This is a genomic window from Micromonospora sp. WMMB235 (assembly GCF_001855515.1).
Classification (GTDB): domain Bacteria; phylum Actinomycetota; class Actinomycetes; order Mycobacteriales; family Micromonosporaceae; genus Micromonospora; species Micromonospora aurantiaca.
The window spans coordinates 3,428,908-3,447,208 of record NZ_MDRX01000001.1 but is presented as its reverse complement, the minus strand read 5'-3'; the positions used below and the strand labels follow the sequence as shown (position 1 = coordinate 3,447,208).

Below are 18,301 nucleotides of genomic sequence, written 5' to 3'. Positions count from 1 at the left end.
CCGTCCCGCCGCCGACGATGCCCCCCAAGGAGTCGTCACATGCGTAGTCCCCTCCGGCCCCTCACCCGGCGTGGTCTGCTCACCGGGACCGTCGGCTCGGCCGCGCTGCTCGCCACCGCGGGCACCCTGGCCGGCTGCGGGACCAAGGGCGCCCAGCAGACCGAAGCCGGCTGCAAGAGCGAGGATCTGTCCGCCACCGAGAAGAAGGTCGCCTTCTCGAACTGGCCGCAGTACATGGACACCGACGAGAAGGACGAGTCCAAGCGCCCCACGCTCGATGCGTTCGTCGCCGCGTCGGGCATCCAGGTGACGTACACCGAGGACGTCAACGACAACAACGAGTTCTTCGGCAAGGTGCGCAACCAGCTCGCCGGGTGTCAGAGCACCGGCCGGGACATCATGGTGCTCACCGACTGGATGGCCGCCCGGATGATCCGCCTCGGCTGGGTGCAGAAGCTCGACAAGTCGAAGATGCCCAACGTCGAGGCGAACCTGCTGTCGTCGCTGCGCGGGCGCTCCTTCGACGCCGAGACCCAGCTCGCGGTCCCGTGGCAGTCCGGGCTGGCCGGGCTCGCGTACAACGCCAAGGTCGCCAAGGAGATCCGCACCGTCGACGAGCTGCTCACCCGCCCCGATCTCAAGGGCAAGGTGACAGTGCTGTCGGAGATGCGCGACACCATCGGCCTGCTGCTCCAGTCGCTCGGCCACGACCCGGCCAAGTTCACCCCGGCCCAGTTCGACGACGCGCTGAACAAGCTGAAGAAGGCGGTGGACAGCAAGCAGATCCGGCGGTTCACCGGCAACGACTACGCGCCCGACCTGGCCAAGGGCGACATCGCCGCGTGCATCGGCTGGTCCGGCGACGTCGTGCAGCTCGGCTTCGAGGACGACAAGATCAAGTTCGTGGTGCCCGAGTCCGGCGTGATGCTCTGGTCGGACAACATGCTGGTGCCGAACAAGGCCACCCACAAGGCCAACGCCGAAGCGTTGATGAACCACTACTACGACCCGGCGGTGGCGGCGAAGCTGGCCGCGTACGTCAACTACATCTGCCCCGTGCAGGGCGCGCAGGCCGAGATGGAGAAGATCGACCCGGATCTGGCGACCAACCCGCTGATCTTCCCGGACGACACGATGCTGTCCAAGGCCAAGGTCTTCATGGCGCTCGACGAAGCGCAGGAGAAGGAGTACGAGACCAAGTTCCAGCAGGTGATCGGCGCGTGAAGGGGCAGCAGACCCCGGCCGGTGACCTGCGACTGGTCGACCTGACCAAGCGGTTCGGCGTCTTCACCGCCGTCGACGACCTCACCCTCACCATCCCGCAGGGCTCGTTCTTCGCCCTGCTCGGCGCGTCCGGCTGCGGCAAGACCACCACACTGCGGATGATCGCCGGGCTGGAGCAGCCCACGAGCGGGCAGGTGCTGCTCGGCGAGCAGGACATCGCCGGGCTGCGGCCGTACAAGCGGCCGGTGAACACCGTCTTCCAGAGCTACGCCCTCTTCCCGCACCTGGACATCCACGAGAACGTGGCGTTCGGGCTGCGCCGCCGCGGCATCCGCAAGGTGAGCGACCAGGTGGAGCGGATGCTCGCCCTGGTGCAGCTCGAAGGGTACGGGCGGCGCCGCCCGGCCCAGCTCTCCGGCGGCCAGCAGCAGCGCGTCGCGCTGGCCCGGGCGCTCATCAACCACCCGCAGGTGCTGTTGCTCGACGAGCCGCTCGGCGCGCTCGACCTCAAGCTGCGCCGGCAGATGCAGATCGAGCTGAAGCGGATCCAGACCGAGGTCGGCATCACGTTCGTGCACGTCACCCACGACCAGGAGGAGGCCATGACGATGGCCGACACGGTCGCGGTGATGAACGCCGGCCGGATCGAGCAACTCGGTGCGCCCGCCGACATCTACGAGTACCCGGCCACCGCGTTCGTGGCGAACTTCCTCGGCCAGTCCAACCTGCTCGCCGCCGAAGCCGGCGGTCGCGCCGCCGACGACGTGCTGGTCACGGCGCACGGCTCGCGCTTCTCGGTGCCCGCCGGGCGGGCCCGGCTCACCGACGGGCCGGCCTTCCTCGGCGTACGTCCGGAGAAGCTGCACCTGGCCGACGGCCCGGACGGGGTGCCGGCCGGGCACCAGCACGTCGGCGGCATCGTCACCGACACCTCCTACGTCGGGGTGAGCACCCAGTACCTGGTGCGCACCGCGTGGGGCAGCGAGCTGTCCGCGTTCGCCGCGAACAGCGGGCTGGGCGGCCGCCTCGCCGTCGGTACGGCGGTGACCGCGCACTGGGATCCGCGGCACGCGTTCCTGCTGCCCCGGGCCGCCGGTGAGGACGACCAGACCGCGCCGCTGCTCGACGAGCCGCCGGTGGGTGCGTCGGCATGAGCGCGCTGGCCCACGTACCGACCTCCGCCGGGAAGCCGGTGCCGCCGCCGGTGCGGCGCGGGCGCAGCCGCCTCCTGCCGTACCTGTTGCTGCTGCCCGGCGCGGTCTGGCTGCTCGTCTTCTTCGCGCTCCCGCTGGTGCAGCTCGCCTCGGCCAGCCTCTACGACCCGGCCGGCTCGCTCTCCACCGGGTACGCCATGACCTGGGCGTTCAGCAACTACCCGGACGCGTTGCAGGCGTACTGGCCGCAGTTCTCCCGGTCGTTCCTCTACTCGGCCATCGCGCTGGTGCTCGCGTTGCTGATGGGCTATCCGCTGGCGTACGCGATCGCGCAGAAGGCCGGCCGGTGGAAGAACCTGCTGCTGGTCGCGGTGGTCGCGCCGATGTTCACCAGCTTCCTGGTGCGCACGCTGGCCTGGAAGACCATCCTGTCGGACAACGGCGCGCTGGTCGGGCTGCTGCGCGACGTGCACCTGCTCGGCCCGGACGGCCGGCTGCTCGCCACCCCGATCGCCGTTGTGCTCGGCCTGACGTACAACTTCCTGCCGTTCCTGGTGCTGCCGCTGTACGCGAGCCTGGAGCGGCTCGATTCCCGGCTGCTGGAGGCGGCGAGCGACCTGTACGCGAGCCCGCTGCGCGCGTTCGCCAAGGTCACGCTGCCGCTGTCGATGCCCGGTCTGATCGCCGGCACGCTGCTGTTCTTCATCCCGGCCACCGGTGACTACATCAACGCCGAGCTGCTCGGTACGCCGAACGAGTACATGATCGGCAACGTCATCGACTCGGCGTTCCTGGTCCGGCTGGACTATCCGCAGGGCGCGGCGCTGTCGTTCCTGCTGATGGCCGCGATCCTGGCGATCGTCTTCGTCTACCTGCGGAAGGCCGGCACGGAGGAGGTTCTGTGAGCGCGAGGAGCGCAGCGAAGCGGAGCCCCGCAGTCGCGAACGAAAGGCGGGCGCTGTGAAACTTAGGCGCTGGCTCGCCGACCGGTGGGTGATGGGCGTGGCACTGCTCGTCCTCGGCTACCTGACGCTGCCGATCATGGTGGTCGCCGGCCTGTCCTTCAACCGGCCCTCCAGCCGGCTCTCCTACGACTTCAACGAGTTCACGCTCGACAACTGGAAGCAGCCCTGCGCCACCTCGGACATGTGCGACGCCGTGGTGCGCAGCATGCAGATCGGCCTCATCGCCACGGTCGTCTCCACGCTCCTCGGCACGCTGATGGCGTTCGCCCTGGTCCGGCACAGCTTCCGCGGCCGCTCCGGGCTCAACGGGCTGATCTTCCTGCCGATGGCCACCCCGGAACTCGTGATGGGCACCTCGCTGCTCGCCCTCTTCGTCGCCGCCGGGGTGCCGCAGGGCTTCTGGACCATCGTCATCGCGCACGTCATGTTCTGCGTGTCGTTCGTCGTGGTCACCGTGAAGGCCCGGCTCTCCGGCATGGACCGGCGGCTGGAGGAAGCCGCGATGGACCTGTACGCCAGCGAGTGGCAGACGTTCCGCCGGATCACACTGCCGCTCGTGCTACCCGGCATCGTGGCCGCCGCGCTGCTGGCGTTCTCGCTCAGCTTCGACGACTTCATCATCACGAACTTCAACGCCGGCACCACTGTCACGTTCCCGATGTACGTCTGGGGCGCCTCCCAGCGGGGCATCCCGCCGCAGGTGAACGTGATCGGCACGGCCATGTTCGTGATCGCGTTGCTGCTGGTCGGGGCCACCTCGCTGCGGGGGCGGCGGGCGCGACGGGCCGCCCTCGCGATGGTCGCCACACCGGCGGGCAAGCCATGACACTCCCGCATACCGGCCGGGCGCTGGCCGACGCCGCGCCCGTGTCGTACTGGCTGGACCGCCCGGAACGCCCCGACCCGCTGCCGCCGCTGACCGGGACGCACACCGCCGACCTGCTCGTGGTCGGCGGCGGCTACGCCGGGCTGTGGACCGCGCTGCTCGCGAAGGAGGCCGACCCGGACCGCGACGTCCTGCTCGTCGACGCGGGCACGTGCGGCTGGGCGGCGTCCGGGCGCAACGGCGGGTTCTGCGCCGCGTCGCTCACCCACGGGCTCGCCAACGGCGTCGAGCGGTTCCCCGGCGAGATCGGCGAGCTGGAACGGCTGGGCCGGGAGAACCTCGACGCCATCGCCGCCACCGTGGCGAAGTACGACATCGACTGCGACTTCGAACGCACCGGCGAACTGGCGGTTGCTGTCGAGCCGTACCAGCTCGACGGGCTCGCCGCCGACGCCGACCTGGCCCGCCGGTACGGCCACGACGTGCGGCTGCTCGACCGAGACGAAGTACGCGCCGAGGTGGCGTCGCCGACGTACCTGGGCGGGATGTGGGACCGCGACCGGGTGGCCCTGCTCGACCCGGCGAAGCTCGCCTGGGGACTGCGCCGGGCCGCGCTCGACCTGGGCGTACGCGTGCACGAGCACACCCGCGTCACCGGCCTGACCGGCGACGGCGCCGGGCTGCGCGCCACCACGGCGGGCGGCGCGGACGCGGCGCCCGGCGCGGTACGGGCGCGGCAGGTCGTGCTGGCCACGAACGCGTTCCCGCCGCTGCTGCGCCGGCTGCGCTCCTGGATCGTGCCGGTCTACGACTACGCGCTGATGACCGAGCCGCTGACCGGGGCGCAGCGCGACGCGATCGGCTGGCGGCACCGGCAGGGGCTCGCCGACACCGGCAACCAGTTCCACTACTACCGGCTCACCGCCGACAACCGGATCCTGTTCGGCGGCTACGACGCCGTCTACCACTACGGCAACCGGGTGGCGCCCGCGCTGGAGCAGCGCGAGGCCACCTTCACCACGCTGGCGTCGCACTTCTTCGCGACCTTTCCCCAACTGGACGGGCTGCGGTTCAGCCACCGCTGGGGTGGCATCATCGACACCTGCACCCGGTTCTGCGCGTTCTTCGGCACCGCGTACTCCGGACGCCTGGCGTACGCCGCCGGGTTCACCGGGCTCGGCGTCGGCGCGACCCGGTTCGGCGCCCGCGTGACGCTCGACCTGCTCTCCGGCACTGACACCCCGCTGACCCGGCTCGACCTGGTGCGCCGCAAGCCGCTGCCGTTCCCGCCGGAACCGGCCCGGTCCGTGGGCATCAACCTCACCCGATGGTCGCTCGCCCGCGCCGATGCGCGGGACGGACGGCGCAACCTCTGGCTCCGTACTCTCGACCGTCTTGGACTGGGGTTCGACTCCTGATGCGTATCCTCCTCGTCGGCGCCGGTGGCGTCGGCTCCGCCGCCGTATCCATCGCCGCCCGCCGTACCTTCTTCGAGATCATGGTGGTCGCCGACCACGACCCGGCGCGGGCCGCGCGGGCCGTCGCCGGGCACGGCGACCGGTTCGTCGCCGCCACAGTGGACGCCGCCTCCGCCGACGCGGTGGCCGCGCTGTGCCGGGAACACCGGATCACGCACGTGCTCAACGCGGTGGACCCGCGCTTCGTCATGCCGATCTTCGACGGCGCGTTCGCCGCCGGGGCCGACTACCTGGACATGGCGATGTCGCTGTCCCGGCCGCACCCCGAGCACCCCTACGCCGAGACCGGGGTCAAGCTCGGCGACGAGCAGTTCGCCGTCGCGGAGCGGTGGGCCGCCGCCGGACGGCTCGCGCTCTGCGGCATCGGCGTCGAACCGGGCCTGTCCGACGTCTTCGCCCGCTACGCCGCCGACGAACTCTTCGCCGAGATCGACGAGATCGGGGTACGCGACGGCGCGAACCTCACAGTCGCCGGGTACGAGTTCGCGCCCTCGTTCTCCATCTGGACCACCATCGAGGAGTGCCTCAACCCGCCGGTGATCTGGGAGGCCGGGCGCGGCTGGTTCACCACCGAACCGTTCAGCGAGCCGGAGGTGTTCGACTTCCCGGCCGGGATCGGCCCGGTCGAGTGCGTCAACGTCGAGCACGAGGAGGTGCTGCTCATCCCGCGCTGGGTGCCGGCGAAGCGGGTCACCTTCAAGTACGGCCTCGGCGCCGAGTTCATCGAGGTGCTGCGCACGCTGCACAAGCTCGGGCTGGACTCCACCCAGCCGGTGCGCGTACGCGGGGTCGACGTGTCGCCGCGCGACCTGGTGGCCGCCGCGCTGCCCGACCCGGCCACGCTCGGCGACCGGATGAGCGGCAAGACGTGCGCCGGCACGTACGTCACCGGCACCGGGCCGGACGGCCGGCCCCGCCGCGTCTACCTCTACCACGTGGTCGACAACGAGTGGTCGATGGCCGAGTACGGCCACCAGGCGGTGGTCTGGCAGACCGCCGTCAACCCGGTCGTCGCGCTGGAACTGCTCGCCACCGGCGCCTGGTCCGGCACGGGCGTGCTCGGCCCGGAGGCGTTCCCGCCGATCCCCTTCCTGGACCTGCTCACCGGCTACGGTTCGCCGTGGGGGATGGAGGAACGATGACCCGGTACGGCCCGATGTACGGTCCCGACATCACGTTCCTGGGTGTGCCGCCGTGCACAGTCGAGGAACCGGTCACGTACGCCGACGCGGACGTGGTGATCATCGGGGCGCCGTTCGACGGCGGCACCTCGCACCGGCCCGGCACCCGGTTCGGGCCGTCCGCCATCCGGCAGGCCTGCTACCTGCCGCACGACGGCTCCCGCCCGTCGCTGGCGCTGCGCGTCGACGGGCTGAAGGACCTGTGCGTCTACGACGCCGGCGACGTGGAGATGTTCAGCGGCGACATCGAGCGCTCGCTGGCCGCGCTGGAGACCGCCGTGCACGCGGTCGCCGCCGCCGGGGCGATCCCGGTGGTGCTCGGCGGCGACCACTCCATCGCGCTGCCCGACGCCACAGGCGTGGCCCGGCACCACGGGCTCGGCCGGGTGTCGCTCGTGCACTTCGACGCGCACGCCGACACCGGCGACGTCGAGTTCGGCTCGCTGCACGGCCACGGCCAGCCGATGCGCCGGCTCATCGAGTCCGGTGCGGTACGCGGCGACCGCTTCCTGCAGATCGGGCTGCGCGGCTACTGGCCCGGCCCGGACACGCTGGCGTGGATGGCGGAACAGCGGATGCGCTCGTACGAGATGACCGAAGTCGTGGCGCGCGGCCTGGACACCTGCCTCACCGAGGCGTTCGACATCGCGACCGACGAGTGCGAGGGCGTGTTCCTCTCCGTCGACGTGGACGTGGTCGACCCGGGCATGGCACCCGGCACCGGCACGCCCGAGCCGGGCGGGTTCACCTCCCGGCAACTGCTCGACGCGGTGCGCCGGGTCTGTTACGAGCTGCCTGTGGTCGGGCTGGACGTGGTCGAGGTCGCCCCGCCGTACGACCACGCCGACATCACCGCGTACCTGGGCAACCGGGTGGTGCTGGAGGCGCTGTCCGCGATAGCCCGCCGCCGCCACGACGCCGCCGGCGGACCCCCGTGGAACCCCACCCAGCCGCTCCTGGACAACCGCTGACTGGTAGTCCGGGATGTTTAGCCCGGGCTATAGTCGGGGCATGGGTGCGGACGGGAAGCGCTGGTCGGTGCGGGTCACCGGAGAGGTCCGGCACTGGCTGCGCGACCTGCGGGACCACGACCCGTCGTCGTACGAGAGCGTCCGGGTGGCGGTGGACAAGCTGGCCGAGGTCGGGCCGGGGCTGGGTCGCCCGCTCGTGGACACGCTGCGTGGAAGCAGTCTCCGTAATCTGAAGGAGCTGCGGCCCCGCTCCGGTCGGGACGTGGCTATCCGGGTGCTGTTCGTCTTCGATCCCTGGTCGCAGGCGGTCCTCCTGGTCGCCGGCAACAAGGCGGGCAACTGGACCCGCTGGTACCGGCAGCACATTCCGGCGGCGGAGGTTGCCTACAAGGCTTGGCTCGACAGCGAGCGCGAGCGAAGGGGGGAGTCGTGACGGAGTTCTATCACTGGGACGAGGTCCGCGCCGAACTCGGCGGTGACGACGAGGCGTACGAGGCGGAGCGCGCCCGGACCGACGCGTGGGTGAGCGCGTTCCACCTGGCCGAGGAGCGCAAGCGGCTGGGGCTCACCCAGCGGCAGGTCGCCGAGATCATGGGGGTCACGCCGGGCCGGGTCAGCCAGATCGAGAACGGCGACCTCGACGTCAACGAGGTGGCCACGCTGAGCCGGTACGCCAATGCCCTCGGCGCCCGGCTGCGGATCATCTTCGACTACGGCGACGACCTCCGGCAGATCGCCTGACCGGAGGCCGCCGATGCGGTCAGGGGCGGGCGCAGTGGGGGCGCAGGCGTACGCGTTCGGTGGTCTCGGTGAGGGAGTTGGGCTCGATCACCAGGCGGGCGATGGTGGTGGCGGGGCCGGGGCGGAATCTGCCCTGGTCGGCGGGGATGGTCGCGGTCCACGTGCCGGCGGTGCGCTCGTCGGTGCACGCGCCGATCACGCCGAACCCGAAGCCGGTGACCGACCCGCGCCGTACCCGCTGCTCCAGGTGCACCTCGATGTACGCGAGGCCGCGCTCGGCCCCGCAGTCGAACCGACCGCCGACGGTGGCGGTGTGCGCCCGCACGTCGGCGGCGCCGAACCAGTTGACGGAGATGCTGGGGGAGGCGGCCGGGGCGGCGACGGCGGCGCCCGGCGCGAGCCCGAGCGTGGCGGCGGTGGCCAGGGCGGTGAGGCCGGCGGCGAGCACTGGCTGTCGGACCGGGTTCATGCGCGGTCTCCTGTCGGGCGGTGGTGGGACGCGTACTCCGAAGTGGACGGCGTCAGCATCCCACCGCCGCGATGCCCGCGAGCTGCAAGATCTCGGACAGATCAGCGGTTCAGGTGGGACCGGATGAGGAAGCGGACGCCCTCCGGGGCCTCCAGGGAGAACCCGCTGCCCCGGCCGGGCACCACGTCGACGGTGAGCCGGGTGTGCCGCCACAGCTCCCACTGGGCCTTCGACATCCAGAACTCCACCGGCTCGGGCACCCCGTCGACAGCCAGCGAGGCGAGCAGCACGTCCGAGCCGCCGGTGCGAAACTCACCGGCCGGGTAGCACATCGGGGCGCTGCCGTCGCAGCAGCCGCCGGACTGGTGGAACATCAGCGGGCCGTGCTGCCCCCGCAGCGACCGGATCAGGTCGGCCGCCGCGGGGGTCAGGGTCACGGTGTCGCCCATCAGAAGAAGCCCAGCTTCTTCGGCGAGTAGCTGACCAGCAGGTTCTTGGTCTGCTGGTAGTGCTCCAGCATCATCTTGTGGTTCTCCCGGCCGATGCCGGACTGCTTGTAGCCGCCGAACGCCGCGTGCGCCGGGTACGCGTGGTAGCAGTTCGTCCACACCCGGCCGGCCTGGATGGCCCGTCCGGCCCGGTACGCGGTGTTCAGGTCCCGGGTCCACACGCCCGCGCCGAGCCCGTACAGCGTGTCGTTGGCGATCTTCACGGCGTCGTCCAGGTCGGCGAAGGAGGTCACCGACACGACCGGGCCGAAGATCTCCTCCTGGAAGATCCGCATCGAGTTGTCGCCCTCGAAGATGGTCGGCTGGACGTAGTAGCCGCCGGACAGCTCGCCGCCGAGGTCCGCCCGCTCACCGCCGGTGAGGACGCGAGCGCCCTCCTGCCGCCCGATGTCCAGGTAGGACAGGATCTTCTCCAGCTGGTCGTTGGACGCCTGCGCGCCGACCATCGTGTCGGTGTCCAGCGGGTGCCCCTGCGTGATCTGCCGGGTCCGGTCCACGGCGGCGGCCAGGAAGTCGGCATAGTGGCCCTGCTGGATGAGCGCCCGCGACGGGCAGGTGCACACCTCGCCCTGGTTCAGGGCGAACATGGTGAAGCCTTCCAGGGCCTTGTCCAGGAAGTCGTCGGAGGCGGCGCTGACGTCGTCGAAGAAGATGTTCGGGCTCTTGCCGCCCAGCTCCAGCGTGACCGGCCTGATGTTCTCGCTGGCGTACTGCATGATCAGCCGCCCGGTGGTGGTCTCGCCGGTGAACGCCACCTTCGCCACCCGCGGCGAGGACGCGAGCGGCTTGCCCGCCTCGACACCGAAGCCGTTCACCACGTTCACCACGCCCGGCGGCAGCAGGTCGCCGATCAGCGAGAGCAGGTAGTGGATCGAGGCGGGTGTCTGCTCGGCCGGCTTGAGCACCACCGCGTTGCCGGCGGCCAGCGCCGGGGCGAGCTTCCACACCGCCATGAGGATCGGGAAGTTCCACGGGATGATCTGCCCGACCACGCCGAGCGGCTCGTGGAAGTGGTAGGCGACCGTGTCGTCGTCGAGTTCGCCGAGCGACCCCTCCTGCGCCCGGATCGCACCGGCGAAGTAGCGGAAGTGGTCGATCGCGAGCGGGAGGTCGGCGGCGAGCGTCTCGCGTACGGGCTTGCCGTTCTCCCACGTCTCGGCGATCGCGAGGGACTCCAGGTTGTCCTGCATGCGGTCGGCGATCCGGTTGAGGATCAGCGAGCGTTCGGCGACCGACGTGCGGCCCCACGCGTCGGCCGCGCCGTGCGCCGCGTCGAGCGCCTTCTCCACGTCCTCGGCGGTGCCCCGGGCCACCTCGCAGAAGGTCTGCCCGGTCACCGGGGTCGGGTTCTCGAAGTACTTCCCACCGTGCGGCTTCACGTACTCGCCGCCGATGTAGTGGTCGTAGCGGGACTGCCAGTGGGTGGGGGCGTCGTAGCGCGTCATGGGTACCTCCGCCGTCCGTCTGGGGTGGATGGCGGGCAGGCTAGTTTCCGGGACGTTGCAGGAACGTTGCGCGCGGCAGCGCGTACTCCTCGGCGAGCTGGCGGGCCCGCACGACGGCGAGCGGCCGACGGGGCGCGCCCGGCGGCAACGCCCGGGCCAGGGCCTGCCAGGCGGCCAGGTCGTCGGACCCGGCCGCCGTCGCGGTCCAGGCCGCGAGCAGCCCCGGGTCGGCGCCGGCCAGCACGGCGGCGCGCAACTGGCCGTCGACCAGGCGGCGCAGTCGCGCGACTCCCGGCGCGTCCGACAGGGGCAGCAAGGGCCCGGGGTACGCGCGCAGCGCCGCCGCCGGATCGCCACGTTCCAGCAGTTCGGTGACGGTACGGAAGTCGGCGCGCACGGCCGGTCGCAGCCGGTACGGGCGGGAGTCGAGCAGTTCCTCGCCGAGCACGCGGCGCAGCCGGGACAGTTCGGCGCGCAGCGTGACCGGGTGCCGCCTGTCGTCGCCGTAGAGGTCGAGGCCGAGCTGTTCCCCGGTGCGCCCCTCGGGATGGTCGACCAGCAGCACCAGCAGCTCGCTGTGCCGCCGGCCGAGCCGGATGCGCCGGCCGCCGACGCGCAACTCCGCCTCGTCACGTCCGAGCGCCGACACGTACGCCACGTCCGGCGCGGCGGGCGCGGCACCGGCCAGGAACGCCTCGGCGGCCCGGGCGGTGGCCCGGACCAGGGCGAGGCTCTGCGGGTTGGCCAGGTGGTCCCCGCCGGTGATGTCGACGGCGCCGAGCAGCGCGCCGCTGGCCGGGTCGTGGATCGGCGCGGCGGCGCAGGTCCAGCGCTGCACGGGCCGGACGAAGTGCTCGGTGGCGAAGATCTGCACGCCGTGGTCGACGGCGAGGGCGGTGCCGGGGGCGTTCGTGCCGGCGTGGGCCTCGTCCCAGCGGGCGCCGGGTACGAAGTTCATCCGCTCGGCGTGCCGCAGCACCCCGGGATGGCCCTCCACCCAGAGCAGCCGCCCGGCGGCGTCGCAGACCGCCATCAGGTGCGCGCCGTCCTGCGCGATGCCGCCGAGCAGGTCGCGGAACAGCGGCATCACCCGGGCCAGCGGGTGCGCGGCGCGGTACGTCTCCAGCGCGTCGTCGGCGAGGTCGACCGGCGCGGTGGTCTCCGGGTCGAGCAGCGCGGACCGCTCCCAGGATCGGGCCACCACCTCCCGGACCCGGCCGGAGGTGGTGCCGGCGGCGAGGAACGCCTCGTGGGCGGCACCGATCTGCGCGATCCGCTCCGCCGGATCCGCGCCGAACTCCAGGGCGAGCCACGGGTCAGCCACCAGCGCCTCCTTCCACCCATCGTGACCCACCTCACCCCCGAGCGCCAATGCGTGATCCGGGTCACTTGAGCGGTGCTCGCGCCGCCCGCGTACCGGACGAACGGCCCAGACGGCCCCACGCCGGTTGTCGCAGCCCGGCCCGCGTGGAGGATGGCTGCTGCGGACGCTTACGGAACCCTTAACTCCGGCCTGCGAAGGTGTGCCGGACGACGAGGGAAGACACGGGGGAGCGCAACGGTGCGGGTGCTGGTGGCGGACGACGAGCGGCTCTTGGCGGACACGGTCGCCGAGGGGTTGCGACGGTTCTCCATGGCTGTCGACGTCTGCTACGACGGGGACGGCGCGCTGGAACGGATCGGGGTCAACCGGTACGACGTGGCGGTGCTGGACCGGGACATGCCCGGCGCCACCGGCGACGACGTGTGCCGGAGCCTGGCCGGGTCGGACGCCGGCACCCGCGTGCTGCTGCTCACCGCCGCCGCCGGCATCCGGGACCGGGTCGCCGGCCTCGGGCTCGGCGCCGACGACTACCTGACCAAGCCGTTCGCGTTCGCCGAGCTGGTGGCGCGGGTGCAGGCGCTGGGCCGCCGATCCACCCCGGCCCTCCCGCCGGTGCTGGAGCAGCACGGTGTGGTGCTCGACGTGGCCCGGCACTCCGCGACCCGGGACGGCAGCCCGCTCGGGCTGAGCCCGAAGGAGTTCGCCGTCCTGCACGTGCTGATGCGGGCCGGTGGCCGGGTGGTGAGCGCCGAGGAGCTGCTGGAACAGGCGTGGGACGAGTTCGCCGACCCGTTCACCAACGCGGTCCGGGTGACGGTGATGACCCTGCGCAAGAAGCTCGGCCAGCCGTCCGTCATCCACACGGTGCCGAAGGCCGGCTACCGGATCGGCGGGCCGGAGTGAGCCCCCGCCGCCGCATCCTGCTGGTCGGGGTGCTCGCCCTGCTCGCCGGGTTCATGCTGCCCAACCTGGTCAAGTCGCTGCTCGAAATGGTGTGGGGGCAGGCCGAGCGGTTCTGCGGCCTCGCCACGATCGGCGCGGTGTGCGAGCCGGGCCGCCCGTTCGTCCCGCTGCTGCCCATGCTCATCGAACTGCTGGTGCTGGTGGCCATCGGGTTCGCGGTGTGGGGCGCTGCTCGCTGGTGCCTGCGCCCGGTGCACGACCTGGCCGCCCCGATCGCGAACCTGGGGCCGCAGAACCTCGGCTACCGGATCCGGCGCGGCGGCCGGGACGAGCTGGCCGGGCTCGGCCGCGCGATCGACGACATGCTGGACCGGGTCACCGCCGGATACGAGGGACAGCGGCGGTTCGCCGCGAACGCCTCGCACGAACTGCGTACGCCGCTCGCGGTGCAACGCACCCTGATCGAGGTCGGCATGGCCCAGTCGCTCACCGGCGAGCAACTGGAACTGCTGACCGCCCAACTGCTCGCCACGAACGAACGCAACGAGCGGCTGATCGAAGGGCTGCTCGCGCTCAGCGAGAGCGACCAGGGCCTGCGGTCCTCCACCCCGCAACGCCTCGAACAGATCGTCAGCGGCGTCCTGGCCGCGTACGCCGACCGGGCCGCCGAGGCCGGCGTGACGGTGGAGGCCCAGCTGTCGCCCCGGATCGTGACCGGCGAGCGGGTACTGCTGGAACGCCTGGTTACGAACCTGGTGGAGAACGGCATCAAGTACAACCGCGAGGGCGGCCGGCTCGTCGTCACGGTCGGCGGCGACCCCGCGCTGACCGTCATGAACAGCGGGCAGAGCGTCCCCGCCGAGGCGGTCGACGGGCTGTTCGAACCGTTCCGGCGTCTCGCCCGGGACCGGACCAACCAGGGCGGCGGCGCCGGGCTCGGCCTGGCCATCGCCCGCTCCATCACCCAGGCGCACGGCGGCATCATCGCCGCGCGTCCGGGGCCGGACGGCGGCCTGCGGGTCGACGTCCACCTGCCCCCCGTGGGCTGACCACCCCACACACGACTCCGGGAGCCGCCGTCGCGGCGTCCCGCGATGACACCTGCCCGAGGACGGGACCGGCGGAGCCGCCTTCCACCCGCAGACGGCCGGAGAGGAGACCGCAGTGCCGACCCGTACCGAGGGGAACGTGCCGCCCGACGGCCGGGTGCTCTGGGCCGACGTGGCGAAGGGCGCCTGCATCGTGCTCGTGGTGCTGTGGCACGTCGTCGTCAAGGACTACCTGCGCGTCGACTGGCGGGTCGGCCTGCCGGTGCCGGGTGCGTGGGGGCTGCTCGGCGAGCAGTTGCTGCCGCTGCGGATGCCGTTGTTCTTCGCGCTCTCCGGCATCTTCGCGGCGAACGCGGTGGCCCGCCCGTGGCGGGTGGCCGGGCGGCCCCGGATCGCGCGGAACCTCTACCTCTACGCGATCTGGCTGCTCATCCACACCGCGCTGCTGGCGTCGGCACCGGACTTCCCGACCGACCGGGCCACCGACGGTGGTGAGCTGCTGGCCCAGCTCACCGTGACGCCCTCGAATCTGTGGTACCTGTACGCGCTGGCGCTCTACTTCGCGATCGCGAAGGCGCTGCGCCGGGTGCACCCGGCGATGCTGCTGACCGCTGCGGGCGCGCTGTCCGCGGTGGCGGCGACCGGGCTGCTGGACAGCCCCGGGAACCGGGGGCAGGTCTACCAGAACCTGGTGTTCTTCCTGGCCGGCGTGCACCTGCGGCCGTACCTCACCCGGTGGGCGGACGGCGCGAACACCCGCCGGCTCGTGGGCACCGGCTTTGCGTACGCGATCGGGCTGGCCGCCATGGCGCCGGCCGGCGCGCAGAGGTGGCCCGGCGTGTACCTGCTCGTCTCCGTGATCGCTGTGGCGTTCGGGCTGACCGCCGCCGCCCGGCTGGCCCGGCACCGCCTGGCCGGTCCGGCGCTGGCCCGGCTCGGCCGCCGCACGCTTGGTGTCTACGTGATCCACATGCCGGTGCTGGCGCTGCTGGACCGGCTCCTCGCCGCACCGCTGGCCGGCCTGCCCGGGCCGGCCCGGGCGCTGCTGGTGACCGTCTACCCGGTCCTGCTCACCGCGCTCGTGCTGGCACTGAGCCTCGCCGCGCACCGCTGCCTCACCGCGCTCGGCGCGCACTGGCTGTTCGACCTGCCGCGCCGCCGCGCCCACTCGAATCCCGAAGGAGAGACCATGCCCCGAATCGACGCGCCGGTACTGCCGGACCGCACACATGTCGAGGAGGCCGCCCGCGTGCTGTCCGGCCGGGTGGTGCGTACCCCGGTGCTGCACAGCCCGGCGATCGACCGCCTGGCCGGCGCCCGGATCCTGCTCAAGGCGGAGAACCTCCAGGACGGCGGCTCGTACAAGATGCGCGGCGCGATGCTGGCGGTGGGCCGGCTCGCCGCCGCCGGGCACACCGGCGTGATCGCGCAGAGCACCGGCAACCACGCCGTCGCGGTGGCGCTCGCCGCGCGGCGGCACGGGCTGGCCGCGACCGTCGTGCTGCCGGAGGACGCCGCGCCGGTGAAGGTGGACCGGGCGCGGGCCGCCGGGGCCCGGGTGGTCCGGGCCGGCACCACTGTGGAGGAACGCCTCGCAGTCGCCCGGCGGATCGCCGAGGTGGAGGGCCACCCGCTGGTCGACGCGTACGACCACCCGGACGTGGTGGCCGGTCAGGGCAGCGCGAGCCTGGAACTGATCGAGGAGGCGGCGCGACGCGGCACACCGCTGGACGCGCTCGTGGTGCCGGTGGGCGGGGGCGGCGGCATCGCCGGTGCCTGCCTGGCGGCGGCCGGAACCCCGATCGAGGTGTACGGCGTGGAGCCGGTCGGCTGCGACTCGCTGGCGCGCAGCCTGGCCGCCGGACGGCCCACACCTGTCGCCCCGGCGCCGAGCCTGGCCGACGGTCTGCGTCCCGGCTGCGTCGGTGACCTGCCGTTCGCGGTGGCCCGCAACCGCGTACGCGGGGTGGTCCGTGTCGACGACGACGCGATCGCCGAGGCGTTCCGGCTGCTCCTGCTGGACCTGAAGGTGCTCGTCGAGCCGTCCGGCGCGGCCGCCCTGGCCGGCGCCTTGCGCCTCGGCGAGGCGGCCGGCGCGGGCGGCGTCGCCCGCCCCGGGGGCGGGGCGCCGTGGCCGCCCGAAGGCAGGCGGCAGATGACTGTCGGCGTGGTGCTGACCGGCGGAAACGTGGAAGCGGACCTGGTGGCCCGGCTGGCGGGCGACCGGATGACTGTGGGAGTGGCGGCATGAGAGAGACAGTGCGGATCGGTGTCCTGTTCGGAGGCCCGTCGGCGGAACACGAGGTCTCCTGCGCCTCGGCGCTCGGCGTGGCCCGGGCCCTGGCCGGGCAGGGGCACCGGGTGGTGGCGCTCGGCATCACCCGTACCGGCGGGATCCGGCTGCTGCCCGAACCGGTGCTCGCGCAGCACCTCGGCACCGTGACGGCCGGGCGGGCGATCGACGACCGGCTGCCGGTCACCGGTCCGGCGGTCGAGCTGCGACGCGGAACGACAACCGGCACCGTCGCGGTCGGCGCGGCCGACGCCCCCGCGACTGTGCACGCCGAACTGGACGTGGTGTTCCCGGTGCTGCACGGCCCGTACGGCGAGGACGGCGTGGTGCAGGGGCTGCTGGAGTCACTGGGCGTGCCGTACGTCGGGTGCGGCATCCTCGCCTCCGCAGTCGGCATGGACAAGGTGGCGATGAAGCGGGCGCTGCGGGCCGAGGACGTGCCGACCACGCCGTACGTCTGGTTCGACGAACCGACCTGGCGGGCCGCGTCCGACCCGGAGAAGCTGGTGGTCGGGCTGCGCGGGCCGCTGTTCGTCAAGCCGGCCCGGATGGGCTCCTCGATCGGGATCTCCCGGGTGGCCGACGGCGACAACCTGATCGCCGCCGTGGAGGAGGCGTTCCGGCACGACCACGTGGTGCTCGTCGAGCAGGGCGTGACCGGCCGGGAACTGGAGTGCGGCGTGCTCGGCGGCTGGCAGCCGGAGGCGTCGGCGGTCGGCGAGGTCCGGGTCGCGGGCGTCTGGTTCGACTACCGGCAGAAGTACTTCGGCGACGCCGACCCGATGATCGTCCCGGCGCCGCTGCCGGACGAGGTCACCGAGCGGATCCGCGACCTGTCGGTGCGGGCGTTCACCGCGATCGGCGGCTGGGGCCTGGCCCGTGTCGACTTCCTCTACGACGAGGCCACCGGCGACCTGTTCGTCAACGAGCTGAACACGCTGCCCGGCTTCACCGCCCACTCGATGTACCCGAAGGTGTGGGCCGAGTCCGGCGTCGCGTACCCCGAGGTGGTGGACCGGCTCGTCGCGCTCGCCTTCGCCCGGCAGGCGGCCCGGCCGTCGCGCGAACACCCCGGGGGTACGCCGTGATCCTGCTCTCCGACCCCCGGGTCGCCGCGGTGTCCAGCCGGGACGACGGCGAACCCCTGGTGGACCTGCGCGAGGTGCCCGGGCTGCGGGTGGACGGGCGGGCCGCCGACCCCGCCGGGGCGTACGCCCGGGTGCGGCTCGGGGTCGCGGACCGGTTGCTGGCCGCGCAGCGCGCGCTGCCGGCCGGGCTGCGCCTGCTCGTGGTCGAGGGGTACCGGCCGTACCGGGCGCAGCTGGACATCTTCACCGGCTACCGGGACGAGTTGCGGCGGCGCCACCCGGACTGGCCGGCGGACCGGCTGCACCGGGAGACCACCAAGTTCGTCTCGCCGGTCGAGGTGGCCCCGCACAGCACCGGCGGAGCAGTCGACCTCACCCTGTGTGACGCCGACGGGGCGGAGTTGGACATGGGCACAGCGCTCGACGCCACCCCGGAGGAGAGCGCCGACGCCTGCTTCACCGCGGCCCGGCACATCTCGGTCAGCGCGTGGCGCAACCGGAACGTGCTGGTGGCGGCGCTGAGCGGCGCAGGGCTGGTGAACTACCCGACGGAGTGGTGGCACTGGTCCTACGGCGACAGGTACTGGGCGCTGATGACCGGAGCGCCACACACCCGCTACGGTCCGCTGTAGCCCACGCATCCGGGTGAACGGTCCGGCCCTCCCGTCCGTACCACGCGTC

General features: G+C 72.5%; 18 protein-coding genes. 14 read left to right on the top strand and 4 right to left on the bottom strand.

Going from position 1 to position 18,301, the window contains the following annotated elements:
* The first annotated feature begins 39 nt into the window (after positions 1 to 39).
* The 9 genes from BFV98_RS14550 to BFV98_RS14510 are packed head-to-tail and all read left to right on the top strand — an operon-like array spanning position 40 to position 8,540.
* Positions 40 to 1,224, top strand: coding sequence for a spermidine/putrescine ABC transporter substrate-binding protein (locus BFV98_RS14550; RefSeq protein WP_030271186.1), 1,185 nt, complete (start codon positions 40 to 42; stop codon positions 1,222 to 1,224).
* Positions 1,221 to 2,378: an ABC transporter ATP-binding protein gene (locus BFV98_RS14545; protein WP_013284168.1), complete on the top strand. Its 1,158-nt coding sequence runs from the start codon at positions 1,221 to 1,223 to the stop codon at positions 2,376 to 2,378. Before BFV98_RS14550 ends, BFV98_RS14545 begins: the two co-directional genes overlap by 4 nt.
* Positions 2,375 to 3,283 carry an ABC transporter permease gene (locus BFV98_RS14540; RefSeq protein ID WP_013284169.1) on the top strand — a complete coding sequence of 303 codons (909 nt, stop codon included), beginning with the start codon at positions 2,375 to 2,377 and terminating at the stop codon, positions 3,281 to 3,283. Before BFV98_RS14545 ends, BFV98_RS14540 begins: the two co-directional genes overlap by 4 nt.
* A 55-nt stretch (positions 3,284 to 3,338) precedes the next feature.
* Complete coding sequence (locus BFV98_RS14535; protein ID WP_240638097.1) at positions 3,339 to 4,169, top strand: ABC transporter permease; 831 nt, start codon at positions 3,339 to 3,341, stop codon at positions 4,167 to 4,169.
* Complete coding sequence (locus tag BFV98_RS14530) at positions 4,166 to 5,587, top strand: FAD-binding oxidoreductase (RefSeq protein ID WP_071096697.1); 1,422 nt, start codon at positions 4,166 to 4,168, stop codon at positions 5,585 to 5,587. The genes BFV98_RS14535 and BFV98_RS14530 overlap by 4 nt, the downstream gene beginning before the upstream one ends.
* Positions 5,587 to 6,789: a saccharopine dehydrogenase family protein gene (locus BFV98_RS14525; protein ID WP_071096696.1), complete on the top strand. Its 1,203-nt coding sequence runs from the start codon at positions 5,587 to 5,589 to the stop codon at positions 6,787 to 6,789. The genes BFV98_RS14530 and BFV98_RS14525 overlap by 1 nt, the downstream gene beginning before the upstream one ends.
* Entirely contained in the window at positions 6,786 to 7,799 is a 1,014-nt protein-coding gene (speB, locus tag BFV98_RS14520) for an agmatinase (protein WP_071096694.1), read from the top strand. The genes BFV98_RS14525 and speB overlap by 4 nt, the downstream gene beginning before the upstream one ends.
* A 40-nt stretch (positions 7,800 to 7,839) precedes the next feature.
* A complete protein-coding gene (locus tag BFV98_RS14515) occupies positions 7,840 to 8,232 on the top strand; it encodes a type II toxin-antitoxin system RelE/ParE family toxin (RefSeq protein ID WP_041798810.1) in 393 nt (130 codons plus the stop codon).
* The gene (locus tag BFV98_RS14510) at positions 8,229 to 8,540 is read left to right on the top strand and encodes a helix-turn-helix domain-containing protein (RefSeq protein WP_013284175.1); all 312 of its coding nucleotides are present in this window, start codon (positions 8,229 to 8,231) and stop codon (positions 8,538 to 8,540) included. Before BFV98_RS14515 ends, BFV98_RS14510 begins: the two co-directional genes overlap by 4 nt.
* Before the next feature lie 19 nt (positions 8,541 to 8,559).
* Here the strand turns inward: BFV98_RS14510 and BFV98_RS14505 are convergent, their stop codons facing one another.
* From BFV98_RS14505 to BFV98_RS14490, 4 genes are all read right to left on the bottom strand, one after another.
* A complete protein-coding gene (locus tag BFV98_RS14505; protein WP_071096692.1) occupies positions 8,560 to 9,009 on the bottom strand; it encodes a hypothetical protein in 450 nt (149 codons plus the stop codon).
* A 101-nt stretch (positions 9,010 to 9,110) separates the two neighbouring features.
* The gene (locus BFV98_RS14500; RefSeq protein WP_013284177.1) at positions 9,111 to 9,458 is read right to left on the bottom strand and encodes a DUF779 domain-containing protein; all 348 of its coding nucleotides are present in this window, start codon (positions 9,456 to 9,458) and stop codon (positions 9,111 to 9,113) included.
* Positions 9,458 to 10,963 carry an aldehyde dehydrogenase gene (gene adh / locus BFV98_RS14495; protein ID WP_013284178.1) on the bottom strand — a complete coding sequence of 502 codons (1,506 nt, stop codon included), beginning with the start codon at positions 10,961 to 10,963 and terminating at the stop codon, positions 9,458 to 9,460. Before adh ends, BFV98_RS14500 begins: the two co-directional genes overlap by 1 nt.
* Before the next feature lie 40 nt (positions 10,964 to 11,003).
* Positions 11,004 to 12,287, bottom strand: a complete 1,284-nt coding sequence (locus BFV98_RS14490) for a diguanylate cyclase (protein ID WP_071096690.1) — start codon at positions 12,285 to 12,287, stop codon at positions 11,004 to 11,006.
* 237 nt (positions 12,288 to 12,524) lie between these two features.
* Between BFV98_RS14490 and BFV98_RS14485 the strand changes: the two genes are divergently transcribed.
* The 5 genes from BFV98_RS14485 to BFV98_RS14465 all read left to right on the top strand — a co-directional run bounded on the left by BFV98_RS14485 (position 12,525) and on the right by BFV98_RS14465 (position 18,252).
* The gene (locus BFV98_RS14485; RefSeq protein WP_071096688.1) at positions 12,525 to 13,190 is read left to right on the top strand and encodes a response regulator transcription factor; all 666 of its coding nucleotides are present in this window, start codon (positions 12,525 to 12,527) and stop codon (positions 13,188 to 13,190) included.
* Complete coding sequence (locus BFV98_RS14480; RefSeq protein ID WP_013474095.1) at positions 13,187 to 14,239, top strand: HAMP domain-containing sensor histidine kinase; 1,053 nt, start codon at positions 13,187 to 13,189, stop codon at positions 14,237 to 14,239. The genes BFV98_RS14485 and BFV98_RS14480 overlap by 4 nt, the downstream gene beginning before the upstream one ends.
* A 115-nt stretch (positions 14,240 to 14,354) precedes the next feature.
* The gene (locus BFV98_RS14475) at positions 14,355 to 16,490 is read left to right on the top strand and encodes a pyridoxal-phosphate dependent enzyme (RefSeq protein WP_071096686.1); all 2,136 of its coding nucleotides are present in this window, start codon (positions 14,355 to 14,357) and stop codon (positions 16,488 to 16,490) included.
* On the top strand, positions 16,487 to 17,620 hold the full coding sequence (locus BFV98_RS14470) for a D-alanine--D-alanine ligase family protein (protein WP_071096685.1): 1,134 nt from the start codon (positions 16,487 to 16,489) through the stop codon (positions 17,618 to 17,620). Before BFV98_RS14475 ends, BFV98_RS14470 begins: the two co-directional genes overlap by 4 nt.
* The gene (locus BFV98_RS14465; protein WP_030271163.1) at positions 17,617 to 18,252 is read left to right on the top strand and encodes a M15 family metallopeptidase; all 636 of its coding nucleotides are present in this window, start codon (positions 17,617 to 17,619) and stop codon (positions 18,250 to 18,252) included. The genes BFV98_RS14470 and BFV98_RS14465 overlap by 4 nt, the downstream gene beginning before the upstream one ends.
* The last annotated feature ends 49 nt before the right edge of the window (positions 18,253 to 18,301 follow it).

What these genes read in the sequence shown, in the direction of transcription:
- adh (WP_013284178.1), bottom strand. Translation starts at nt 10,963, where the DNA reads ATGACGCGCTACGACGCCCCCACCCACTGGCAGTCCCGCTACGACCAC.
- BFV98_RS14525 (WP_071096696.1), top strand. Translation starts at nt 5,587, where the DNA reads ATGCGTATCCTCCTCGTCGGCGCCGGTGGCGTCGGCTCCGCCGCCGTA.
- BFV98_RS14515 (WP_041798810.1), top strand. Translation starts at nt 7,840, where the DNA reads ATGGGTGCGGACGGGAAGCGCTGGTCGGTGCGGGTCACCGGAGAGGTC.
- BFV98_RS14540 (WP_013284169.1), top strand. Translation starts at nt 2,375, where the DNA reads ATGAGCGCGCTGGCCCACGTACCGACCTCCGCCGGGAAGCCGGTGCCG.
- BFV98_RS14550 (WP_030271186.1), top strand. Translation starts at nt 40, where the DNA reads ATGCGTAGTCCCCTCCGGCCCCTCACCCGGCGTGGTCTGCTCACCGGG.
- BFV98_RS14505 (WP_071096692.1), bottom strand. Translation starts at nt 9,009, where the DNA reads ATGAACCCGGTCCGACAGCCAGTGCTCGCCGCCGGCCTCACCGCCCTG.
- BFV98_RS14500 (WP_013284177.1), bottom strand. Translation starts at nt 9,458, where the DNA reads ATGGGCGACACCGTGACCCTGACCCCCGCGGCGGCCGACCTGATCCGG.
- BFV98_RS14530 (WP_071096697.1), top strand. Translation starts at nt 4,166, where the DNA reads ATGACACTCCCGCATACCGGCCGGGCGCTGGCCGACGCCGCGCCCGTG.
- BFV98_RS14470 (WP_071096685.1), top strand. Translation starts at nt 16,487, where the DNA reads ATGAGAGAGACAGTGCGGATCGGTGTCCTGTTCGGAGGCCCGTCGGCG.
- speB (WP_071096694.1), top strand. Translation starts at nt 6,786, where the DNA reads ATGACCCGGTACGGCCCGATGTACGGTCCCGACATCACGTTCCTGGGT.